12 protein-coding genes and 1 tRNA gene are annotated in these 10916 nt (G+C 56.6%); 9 read left to right on the top strand and 4 right to left on the bottom strand.

Annotated features, from left to right (window positions below):
- Positions 1–48 precede the first annotated feature (48 nt).
- Both V7730_RS20200 and V7730_RS20205 read right to left on the bottom strand, forming a co-directional pair.
- Positions 49–1008 (bottom strand): hypothetical protein, encoded by a 960-nt coding sequence (locus V7730_RS20200; RefSeq protein ID WP_335749373.1) that lies wholly within the window; start codon positions 1006–1008, stop codon positions 49–51.
- Between the two features lie 91 nt (positions 1009–1099).
- Positions 1100–1174 (bottom strand) — tRNA-Thr (locus V7730_RS20205).
- 96 nt (positions 1175–1270) lie between these two features.
- Here V7730_RS20205 and V7730_RS20210 point away from each other — a divergent pair.
- The 6 genes from V7730_RS20210 (at position 1271) to V7730_RS20235 (ending at position 5777) form a co-directional block, all read left to right on the top strand.
- Complete coding sequence (locus V7730_RS20210) at positions 1271–1468, top strand: hypothetical protein (RefSeq protein WP_335749374.1); 198 nt, start codon at positions 1271–1273, stop codon at positions 1466–1468.
- A gap of 3 nt (positions 1469–1471) precedes the next feature.
- Complete coding sequence (gene murA / locus V7730_RS20215) at positions 1472–2743, top strand: UDP-N-acetylglucosamine 1-carboxyvinyltransferase (RefSeq protein ID WP_335749375.1); 1272 nt, start codon at positions 1472–1474, stop codon at positions 2741–2743.
- Entirely contained in the window at positions 2740–3210 is a 471-nt protein-coding gene (locus V7730_RS20220) for a DUF2948 family protein (protein ID WP_335749376.1), read from the top strand. The genes murA and V7730_RS20220 overlap by 4 nt, the downstream gene beginning before the upstream one ends.
- Before the next feature lie 150 nt (positions 3211–3360).
- Positions 3361–4662, top strand: coding sequence for a histidinol dehydrogenase (hisD, locus tag V7730_RS20225; protein ID WP_335749377.1), 1302 nt, complete (start codon positions 3361–3363; stop codon positions 4660–4662).
- A 169-nt stretch (positions 4663–4831) separates the two neighbouring features.
- Positions 4832–5311 (top strand): UPF0262 family protein, encoded by a 480-nt coding sequence (locus V7730_RS20230; protein WP_335749378.1) that lies wholly within the window; start codon positions 4832–4834, stop codon positions 5309–5311.
- A 1-nt stretch (position 5312) separates the two neighbouring features.
- Positions 5313–5777: an arsenate-mycothiol transferase ArsC gene (locus V7730_RS20235; RefSeq protein ID WP_335749384.1), complete on the top strand. Its 465-nt coding sequence runs from the start codon at positions 5313–5315 to the stop codon at positions 5775–5777.
- A gap of 151 nt (positions 5778–5928) precedes the next feature.
- On the opposite strand, the gene V7730_RS20240 is transcribed toward V7730_RS20235, so the two are convergent.
- Together V7730_RS20240 and V7730_RS20245 are read right to left on the bottom strand one after the other, a co-directional pair.
- Positions 5929–6282: a hypothetical protein gene (locus tag V7730_RS20240; RefSeq protein WP_335749379.1), complete on the bottom strand. Its 354-nt coding sequence runs from the start codon at positions 6280–6282 to the stop codon at positions 5929–5931.
- Positions 6283–6449: 167 nt separating this feature from the next.
- Positions 6450–7532, bottom strand: a complete 1083-nt coding sequence (locus tag V7730_RS20245; RefSeq protein WP_335749380.1) for a porin — start codon at positions 7530–7532, stop codon at positions 6450–6452.
- Between the two features lie 287 nt (positions 7533–7819).
- On the opposite strand from V7730_RS20245, the gene lepA reads away from it, so the two are divergent.
- The 3 genes from lepA (at position 7820) to V7730_RS20260 (ending at position 10800) form a co-directional block, all read left to right on the top strand.
- Positions 7820–9619: a translation elongation factor 4 gene (lepA, locus tag V7730_RS20250; RefSeq protein WP_335749381.1), complete on the top strand. Its 1800-nt coding sequence runs from the start codon at positions 7820–7822 to the stop codon at positions 9617–9619.
- A gap of 493 nt (positions 9620–10112) precedes the next feature.
- The gene (locus V7730_RS20255; RefSeq protein ID WP_335749382.1) at positions 10113–10481 is read left to right on the top strand and encodes a hypothetical protein; all 369 of its coding nucleotides are present in this window, start codon (positions 10113–10115) and stop codon (positions 10479–10481) included.
- 88 nt (positions 10482–10569) lie between these two features.
- Positions 10570–10800 (top strand): hypothetical protein, encoded by a 231-nt coding sequence (locus V7730_RS20260; RefSeq protein WP_335749383.1) that lies wholly within the window; start codon positions 10570–10572, stop codon positions 10798–10800.
- Positions 10801–10916: the final 116 nt, after the last annotated feature.

A 10916-nucleotide genomic window follows, 5' to 3' on the forward strand; every position in this document is an offset into this window, starting at 1 on the left:
GAGCGGGTCAAATCTCGGTGAAAATACCGGGTCAGTTCTCAGTGACATTCAACAGGCTTCAGCCGCATTCGTAGGCAAATGGTCGTTTTCGACAGCCCACCTCAGAAGCGTCTGAATACAGGCAAGGTAAACCGCTTTCACAGTTTTTGGTGAAAGGGTCTCAAGTTTTTTGTTTCGCCATCGGACGATGTCCGCCTTGCTGATGTCCCGCGCGTTGTCACTTTGCAAAAAACGGGCGAGGTCGGTAATCACGGGCTGCCAGCGCTTCTCGATACTTGTTCCCCGCCCAAGACGTTTTCTACTCGTGAGATACTCTTCGAACAGAGATTGCAACGATAGAGACTTCTTTAGGGCCGGTGGGGCCAGTGGGGCAGGTTGAGGCGTCCGTTCTTGTGGCTGTATCTGCACTGGTCGCGATATTACGAAGTCCGCACTCGGTTGCCCCGCGAAATTGCCTTCATCCCGCTCTGCTGCGCGTGCCATGGCTTCATATTCTGACCTGCAAAGGGCCATTGCCAGCGCGCGCCATTCTTGGGTGCGGTATTGAGCAATTGTGCGGCCCAGATGTTTGTATCTGTTGAGCCTCAAAACGACCAGCACCGCCAACTCCCCGTCAATGAGCAGCCCAGAATAGCCACGCTTCAGGAGAGCCGCTAGGTGATCATCGAGACCCATGCGGGCATAATCAGCTGTTGTTGCTCTCAGATCTGTGTCGAAGGCGAGCCGGTCAAGATAGTTGTCTGTCGCGATTTCCTGAATGCTCCAAAGCTCGACAGGCTCTGGCTGTTTTGTGGCTGCATCACGATACTGGAACTCCGCATTACCCAGCATCATTTGAAGCACTGCGATCTCTATGGTGTGCTGGGCGATCGCCTCGCGCCGGTCACCGCCAAGCGCTTTTCGAAGCTCGGTCTTGTTTTCCAGGAAAGGGCGTAGCCTTTCTGGCACTGCAATACGTGAAAAATAGCGACCGTCACGATCGAGGAAATTCTTGATCTTACCCGCCACAACCTGCTCCATTTTGTTACGCGTTTTGTAACAGCGAGACGGGCAAAGCCCCATATAGTCAAGGGGTTTCAATGATATCAGGGGGTTAACATGGTGCTGCTGGAGAGAATCGAACTCTCGACCTCTCCCTTACCAAGGGAGTGCTCTACCTCTGAGCTACAGCAGCGCCGATAGCGGGCTGATTAGCTTCTATCGGTCGTCTGCGCAAGCCAAATTCGCGCCTAATCTAGACCCCGCGCAGTACCTGCGCTAGACAGGCGCTATGGCAGACAAACAGACCTCTCATACACGAGCACAAACAGCCAAAGCGGCAGAAGCTGCGCGCAAGCAGGCGCGTCTCTCTCAGGCGCTCAAAGCTAATATGGCGCGTCGCAAAACGCAGGCGCGGGCACGGGCAACGGATGCGCCAGAGGGCAGCACCACAGGCACAGCGCAAACCGCGCAAGACAAGGAATCCTAAAACATGGACGCAATTCTGGTACGGGGCGGTGGGCCGCTGTCTGGCTCTATTCCGATCGCGGGTGCAAAAAATGCCTGCCTGACACTAATGCCTGCGACCTTGCTGAGCGAGGAGCCGCTGACACTGACCAATGCGCCGCGCTTGTCGGACATTCGCACAATGACGCAGTTGCTGCAGTCTTTGGGCGCCGAAGTTACTTCCCTTCAGGAGGGTCGCGTGATCGCGATGTCTTCGCATGGAGAGATCAATACACGCGCCGAATATGATATCGTGCGCAAAATGCGTGCTTCCAATCTGGTGCTGGGTCCGCTTCTGGCGCGTGAAGGCTATGCCGAGGTTTCGTTGCCCGGCGGTTGTGCCATTGGCGCGCGTCCCATGGATATTCACACAGACGGTTTGGCCAAGATGGGCGCGCAAATCGATCTGCGCGATGGTTATCTTTATGCGAAAGCCGCTGGTGGTCGCCTCAAGGGCGCTGTCATCGACTTCCCCTTCGCATCGGTCGGCGCGACCGAGAACATCATGATGGCAGCCACGTTGGCCAAAGGCACCACTGTCATCAACAACGCCGCACGCGAGCCTGAGATCGTGGATCTTGCCGACTGCTTGCGCCGCATGGGCGCGCAGATTGAGGGCGACGGCACCTCAAGTATCACCATTCAGGGTGTCGATCGTTTGGGTGCAGCAACGCACCCTGTTGTCACGGACCGGATTGAATTGGGCACGTACGTGCTGGCCCCTGCTATCTGTGGCGGCGAGGTTGAGTTGCTGGGGGGGCGGATCAATTTGATCGGCGCTTTCTGTGAAAAGCTGGACGCTGCAGGTATCGAAGTTACGGAAACGGACAAAGGTCTTAAGGTGAAGCGCCGCGGTGATCGCGTGCACGCAGTCGATGTCACAACAGAACCTTTCCCGGGTTTTCCCACCGATCTACAGGCGCAGATGATGGCGCTGTTGTGCACCGCCGAAGGGACATCGACCCTTGAAGAAAAAATCTTCGAGAACCGGTTTATGCACGCACCCGAGCTGATCCGTATGGGGGCCAAGGTCGACGTGCACGGGGGTAAGGCCGTGGTGACAGGTGTTGATAAACTCAAAGGTGCGCAGGTGATGGCGACCGATCTGCGGGCGTCTGTTTCGCTGATCCTTGCTGGCATGGCGGCAGAAGGTGAGACCAAGGTGTCTCGCGTTTATCACCTTGATCGCGGGTACGAACATGTGGTGGCGAAGCTGTCGGGAGTTGGCGCCAATATTGAACGGATCAAAGACGAATGAACGATGATGCACGCTTTGAAGATGGCGGCGAAGCACCGCTGAACCTTGGCGCTTTGGATGCCGATGATTTGACGATCATCTCCACGCTCGTACAGGACGCGGTCTTTCCCGCGTCCGAGATGCGCTGGCTCAAGCGTGAAGGCCGCTTTGCGCTGCTGCTGAACCGCATGCGCTGGGAAGATGCGGGGGCCAATCGCCACGTGCCCGAGCGGGTGCAATCGGTGCTCGTGTTCTCCAATGTGCAAGCGGTCGCTTCGCAAGGCGTGCCGAAAGGGGATGCCGATACGGTACTTTCGCTTTTGCACATCGCCTTCGACGAAAGCGAAAGCCCGTCTGGTCAGGTTGCCCTCACGCTTGCCGGAGACGGTGCTATCCGTTTGACTGTAGAGGCGCTGGATGTGACGCTAAAAGACGTGACGCGCCCCTATGTGGCACCGTCTAAAAAGCGCCCTACCCACCCAGACTGACATAGAACTCGCTGCTGTATTTTGCCGGTACGGTGTTCGAACAGGATTCCTGCTAAAGCCTTTGCCCGCGTCAAAATGCAGCCGCCGCTCCCCTCTTGAGGACTGCGGCAAACCCCGCTACCTGATTGAGCCAACACAGGAGCCTGCCCTATGCCCGTATTCCTTGATGCCACAGCTGCCGATTTTGAAACTGCCTTTACGACGCTGTTGAACGCAAAGCGTGAGGACAGCCCCGATGTGGACGCCACCGTGGCAGGCATTATCGCCGACGTGCGTGCGCGCGGTGACGCTGCCGTGATTGAGCTGACGGCAAAGTTTGACCGGGTCACCCTTACCGCTGACAGCCTGCGCATCAGCAGCGAAGAGGTTGCGAAAGCATGCGAAGAGGTCTCGACCGAAGACAGGGCCGCGCTGGAATTGGCCGCAGCACGTATCCGCGCCTACCACGAACGCCAGCTTCCTGAAGATGCCGAATGGACGGACGAGGCAGGCGCAACTTTGGGTTGGCGCTGGTCCGCAGTCTCTGCTGCGGGGCTGTATGTACCCGGCGGGTTGGCAAGCTACCCCAGTTCCGTTTTGATGAATGCTATCCCCGCCAAAGTTGCAGGGGTCGGGCGCCTTGCCATGGTTGTGCCCACACCGGACGGTATTCTCAATCCGCTGGTGCTGCTGGCGGCGCAGATATCCGGTGTGGACGAGATTTACCGCATCGGCGGTGCGCAGGCCGTGGCGGCGTTGGCTTACGGTACGGATACAATCGCGCCCGTTGACAAGATCACCGGCCCCGGCAACGCGTTCGTCGCCGCCGCCAAGCGCCGCGTGTTCGGCAAGGTTGGCATCGATATGATCGCAGGCCCGTCGGAAATTCTCGTTATTGCCGACGGCGACAATGATCCCGACTGGATCGCGCTTGATCTGCTGTCGCAAGCCGAACATGACGAAAGCGCGCAGTCCTTGCTGATCACAACCGATCCGGCCTTTGGCAAAGCTGTTGCCGCAGCCGTCGAAAACCGGCTTGAGACCTTGCAGCGCGCGCACATTGCACGCCCTTCATGGCGCGATTTTGGAGCCATCATCACTGTGCCTGACCTGACGACTGCCGCGCGCCTGGCGGACAGGATCGCACCGGAGCACCTTGAGCTTTGCGTGGCAGACCCTCACGCGCTCAGCGCTCAGATCACGCACGCGGGCGCGATCTTTTTGGGTCAATGGACGCCAGAGGCCATTGGTGATTATGTAGGTGGCCCCAACCACGTGCTGCCCACGGCCCGTTCAGCGCGCTTTTCCTCAGGTCTGTCAGTGCTGGATTTCATGAAGCGGACGACATTGGCCCATATGACACCCGAAGCGCTGCGCGCGATCGGTCCTGCCGCCGAGCGGCTAGCGGCTTCGGAAAGCCTTGAGGCGCATGGCCTTTCGGTCACCGCACGGCTGGACAAGCTTAACCGCTGAGTAGACACCGCACCACGGCGCGGGATTGCTCAAGGGGTTCGTGCCGCTGTCGTGGTGATCCTATGGATCGGTGGCTATCTGCAAATCGCCTGAAACGATGCGCCTCCATTGCCACGCCGCGCCTGCTGGCGTATTCAACCTGCTAACCCTTTCGCAAAAGGATGCGCCGATGTCCCGCATCGTACATATCAATCTTGACGACGCCAACCTGCCCCCGCCGACGGCGGAGATAGAGCAGGAGCGCCGTGTAGCCATGTTTGACCTTTTGGAGGACAACACGTTTGTGCTGCCCGAGCGCGATGGGCGGGCTGTCCCACAAGGGCCTTATCATCTGGGCCTATCCATTCGCGACAAGCGTTTAGTGTTCGATGTGAACACGGAAGGCGCTGAAAAAGCAGCGGAATTTCACCTATCGCTTGGTCCGTTCCGTCAGGTTGTTAAAGACTACTTCCAAATCTGCGAAAGCTATTTTGATGCGGTGAAAAAGCTGCCGCCTGCCCAGATCGAAACCATCGATATGGCGCGTCGCGGCATCCACATGGAAGGCTCCCGCGTGCTTCAAGAGCGGCTGGAGGGCAAGGCGGAGATCGACATTGATACCGCCCGCCGCCTGTTCACTCTCATTTGTGTTCTACACTTCGGGGGCTGAGGTGACGCAGCAGCTGCCGCAATCAGTCCTTTTTTGTTGCGATCACAATGCAGTCCGCTCCCCGATGGCTGAAGGGTTGATGAAGAAATTCTTCGGCATGGACGTCTATGTCCAGTCGGTCGGGGTCAAGAATGACCTTGAAATCAACGGGTTCTCGATCGCGGTATGTCAGGAGGTGGGGGTTGAGCTTTCGCGCCACCGCTCGCGCAGCTTTGACGAGATGGAGGACTGGGGCGATGATCTGAGTTCTTTTGATCTGGTAATTGCCCTGTCGCCCGCATCGCAGCGCCGCGCGCTTGAACTGACACGGTACTTCCATCTCGATGTTGAGTATTGGCCGGTCCTTGATCCGACTGGGCTGGGAGAGGGGCGCGAAGCCACGCTTGCTCAGTTCCGCGCCGCCCGTGACCAGATCGTGACACGCCTGCGCGAACGCTTTGGTCCGCCCACGCAATCCCTCGCCTAGTGACCTGAAAAAGACGGAAGCGCACGCGAGCGCCGCCGTCCAATACTTGTTTCATTGCAGATGGCTTCGGCCGGAGCACATGAGGCAAGCCGAGTCGTTTTGGCCGAAAAATCTCGGAATGAGGCGGGTTTCCTATACTGCGCGGCTCAGCTTATGAGCAGACGGCTTCGGCGGTGCGGCCAAATGCTTTCCATGTCGCCCAGAAGGCATTGTCGGACGCGCGGTCAGACTGGCGCCAGACCTGCACCTTGTGCGGATCTTTGAATGCTTTCACGCCACGACGCTGATCGGATGAGGAAAGCTGCTGGTCGGCCACAGCCTGAACACAGCCGCATCGCTGCGAATTGGCAGCCCTGCGCCCCTGCGACATGCAGGCGCGCTGAAGTGGGCCCGTCGCGTAAAGCTGCGTGGGGGTGAATGCCCCGCGCGTGGTGTAGTTGGACGCTTTGCCACCGCAGGCGGCAAGTGTGGATAGCGCAACAAGCGCCAAAACCATAGGTTTCATCATCTCTGCCTTTGTCTCATGCCACGAACGGGGTTTTCCCCTTTGGGTGCGGCTTTATCTGCTCTGTCGCCCAGTATGCACAAGTTTGGGTTTTCTTCAAATCACAAATGAAAACGCCGCCGCAGAATTTCTCTGCAGCGGCGTCATGTCGTTCCGTGGAGGAGGTCTTAGAACTTCCAGCGCGCGCCGACGAATGTCACGTTAACGTCGTCGAAATTGCTGCTGTCACCGTCAAGTTCGAAGGTCCGGTATGTCGCGTAAAGCTCGACGTTATAGGCGTCGACCTTCTGCACAACGGCAAGACCAACAGATTGCGAATCGCTACCGGAAAATGCGAAATCCGAGCCGCTATAGTAGTCGGCAGACAGATATGTGCGGCCAAAGGACACCCAATCGCGCTGCAAGCCTGCTTTTGCGTAGACATAATCTGTGTCCGCTTCACGAGATTGACCAGCAGCTAAAGCAAAGCTCAGGCCCGTGGGTTCGTGCAGGATCGCTGCGGATGCTAGCGTGTACGCTTCTGCGCTGTCTCGGATGGAGTGGCCGAGACGTGCTGCGACTTTATAATCGCCATAGTCTTTATCGTATGACAGGCCAAAGTCGTAGAATTCGTCATCGTTACCGCTGGCCAGTACTTCTTGGCCTGCCGACACTGCGAATCCGAAACCGTTGTACGTTGGTGTATCGTAGCGGATGCGGAGGCGGCGACCACCGTCAAAGGTTTTGAACGCATTGCCGATGGAGGTGCCAGAGATAGTGCCGTCGTTCAGCGCAAGCGATTGGCTGCCTGCAACGTCGCTGGTGCCGGCATAGGCTGCAACGCCTGTCCCTGAAAAATCAACTTCGCCCGAGCCGTCTGTTGCGATGCTACCCTGACCGAACGAGAATGTACCGATCGTGGCTGTTTGATAGACAATTTCCAGCTTGCGCAGCTCGCGGCGGTTGTAATCGACATCCAGATCGTTGTCGTCGCCGTTGATAGCGCTTGATCCGGTCAGGCCGATCGCGGTTTCAAAATTAAACCGGAATTGGCCGCCGTTGGCCAGACCTTGGCGAAAGATCACACCGACACGGGAGTTTGAGTTGTCGTTGTCGATAAGGGCCGTTTCGGTATCGACCCCGTTATCGACGCTGATAATGCCGAGATTGAGCTGGCCGTAGAAGTCCCACTCTGGGGCGGCGTCTTGGGCGGCGGCAAATGTTGGGAAAGCGAGCAATGCAGGCACGGCTAAAAGAGTAATCGGGCGCATGGTTTTTCCTTTTAGAAAGTGTAGGGAGGCGGCAGAAAATGTTCCGACAGTCCCCCTATGCTCCTACTTTTTCCGGATGAAAATTCACGCGTGCACACGTTTGATCGCGGATTCGTGAACGAAGCGCAAATTATAGCTCTTTTCTGGCAAGCGGGTTGGTACCGGCCTGTGTTCGGGAAATGATATCCCGTATCAGGCGCACATGTTTAACCAATGCTCGCAAAAGCAGTCCCATATGGATCATCAACCACCTTGACCGCCCTTCAAAACACCTACATATCCAATTCATGACACCACTTTCACACATCCGCAATTTCTCCATCGTCGCGCACATCGACCATGGCAAATCCACCCTCGCTGATCGTCTCATCCAAGAGACGCAGACAGTTGCCTTGCGCGATATGAAAGCGCAGATGCTGGATAGTATGGACATCGAGCGCGAGCGCGGCATCACGATCAAAGCACAGACCGTGCGGATCAACTACAAGGCGCTCAACGGTGAGGATTACGTTCTCAACCTGATCGACACCCCCGGTCACGTCGATTTCGCCTATGAAGTCTCCCGCTCCATGCGCGCGGTCGAAGGCTCTTTGCTGGTGGTGGACAGCACGCAAGGCGTTGAAGCGCAGACACTCGCCAACGTGTATCACGCCATTGATGCGGATCACGAGATCGTGCCGATCCTCAACAAGATCGACCTGCCCGCCACCGATTGTGACCGCGTGGCCGAACAGATTGAAGATGTCATCGGCATCGACGCGTCCGGCGCGATCCGTGTCTCCGCCAAAACGGGGCAGGGGATCGTTGAGACTCTGGAAGCCATCGTACACCATCTGCCCGCCCCCAAAGGCACACTCGATGCGCCGCTTAAGGCGATGCTGGTGGATTCGTGGTACGACAGCTATCTCGGCGTGATCGTCCTTGTGCGCATCATGGATGGCAAATTGAAAAAGGGCGACCGCATCATGATGATGCAAAACGGCTCGGTCCACCACGTCGACCGCATCGGCGTCTTCCGCCCCGCCATGACCGAAATCGATGAACTTGGCCCCGGCGACATCGGCTTCCTCACGGCGTCCATCAAACAGGTCCGCGACACGCGCGTGGGCGACACGATCACACACGAAAAACGCCCCTGCGAAAAGGCACTGCCGGGCTTCAAACCCGCCCAGCCCGTCGTATTCTGTGGCCTCTTCCCCGTCGACGCCGCCCTCTTCGAAGACCTGCGCGACAGCATCGAAAAACTCGCGCTCAACGACGCGTCCTTCAGCTACGAGATGGAAACCTCCGCCGCGCTCGGCTTCGGCTTCCGCTGCGGCTTTCTTGGCCTGCTGCACCTCGAAGTCATCCGTGACCGGATCGAGCGTGAGTATGACATCGACCTGATCACCACCGCGCCAAGCGTTATCTACAATATCCACATGCGCGACGGCACGATGCAGGAACTGCACAACCCCGCCGACATGCCCGACCTCACGTTTGTCGACCACCTTGAAGAACCGCGGATCAAGGCGACGATCCTTGTGCCCGACGAATACCTTGGTGACGTGCTGAAGCTGTGTCAGGACCGCCGCGGCGTCCAGATGGACCTCACCTATGCAGGCTCCCGCGCGATGGTGGTCTATGACCTGCCGCTCAACGAGGTTGTGTTCGACTTCTACGACCGCCTCAAATCCGTGACCAAAGGCTACGCCAGCTTCGACTATTCGATGATCGGCTACCGCGAGGACGCATTGGTGAAAATGAGCATCCTTGTGAACGACGAACCGGTCGACGCCCTCTCTACCATGGTCCACCGTGACCGGGCCGAGACGCGCGGCCGTGCGATGGTCGAAAAGCTAAAAGACCTGATCCCCCGCCACATGTTCAAAATCCCGATCCAAGCGGCGATTGGCGGCAAAGTGATCGCCCGCGAAACTCTGTCTGCCATGCGCAAAGACGTGACCGCCAAATGCTACGGCGGCGACGCATCGCGTAAACGCAAACTGCTGGATAAGCAGAAAGCGGGTAAGAAGAAGATGCGTCAGTTCGGTAGCGTGAACATTCCGCAGGAAGCGTTCATTTCAGCGCTAAAAATGGACGGCTAAAAGCCGACCATTTTTAGCGACGGTGGGAGGCAGCGTATTGCAAAGCAATGCGCGTTCCCACTGGGTGCGGATGGAGCGAGTTGGGTTAGATAAAGATGGATCAGCGGTCTAACTTGAGCTAGGTCTGTTTTTAAAAGTGAGGGCAGGTTATTTCTGATACAAGTATTAGCTATAGCAACATTTGGTCGAAAGCAGTTGTCCTTGACCAGAAGGCGCTGAACGATGCCATTACGGCCATGTTGAGTTTTGGCGATCAAGTAGTACTCAAAGTGCGCAATTCCGATAGTGTTGTAGTTACGCATAAAAAGTCACTGACTGCTCAGAAATTAAGAATACTAAGACTAGTAGAATAGAATCTATTACGATTACGGCACAGGAAAAGACAGATTTATCTAATTACGTCCAAAATCGATTTAGTGTTGAGTTCAAAAACTCCTCTTACAGCACCTTTTCTGCCACTGGAGGCGGGTCAATTGATGATGTGCTGAGGTTTATGCAGGTCATCAATGAATTACGTACGAATGTCACGCCATGGTATTCTCGGATCTCTGAACATACGTCCCTGCTGGCTTGGATAACCATATTTGGACCAGTCCTTGTGTTTGCGTTTTATGTTGACCTTTATGGCTGGAGTTCTGATGCAGGAACGCAGCACGATGAAGTCAAAGAAACATACGCTGTTCTTTTTTTTGCGGGTCTTTTTTTGGGAGCGATCCTGATTGAGAAAATTTTGAAGCTCTTGTTCCCCAGAGTATTGTTTTCTCTTGGGCAAAGAGACGAGCTAAAGGTCATGTACAGAAATGCTCGTATTGCTGTTGTTACCGCCTTGCTCTTGCCGCTTGCGTGGAGACTGTTCTTTTAGTCTGCATCTCGCCTCTGACGCGGCGCTCTTAATTGAACGCACCGCCAAACGCCCTATTATCTAGACCACACCCCAGAGGACCCGCCCCATGCTCCACTTCGCGTTCGCCATCTACTCCATCGTCTCCTCCGTCACCTCCGGCATACTTGTCGTCGCCGTAATCGTCGCGGGCTATTTCTCATGGCCCACCGTGATCGGAGCCATGATCGCAGGCGCGCTCCTCTCCTTCCCCATCGCTTACAAAGTCCTGAAACAAATGGATTGGTCCGAGCCTGACAAACGACATGCAGCGCGCAGCGATCGGTGGTACATCCGCTGACAAACACGTCAGCCCCAAAGGACCGCCCATGACCTGCCTCCCCCCTCTGTCAGGGTTGTTGTCCGCTGCTCTACTTTTCTCTAACTTTCAGGTGGGCGGGATAGGACAATGACGTG

The organism is Sulfitobacter sp., from assembly GCF_036961165.1.
GTDB lineage: Bacteria > Pseudomonadota > Alphaproteobacteria > Rhodobacterales > Rhodobacteraceae > Sulfitobacter.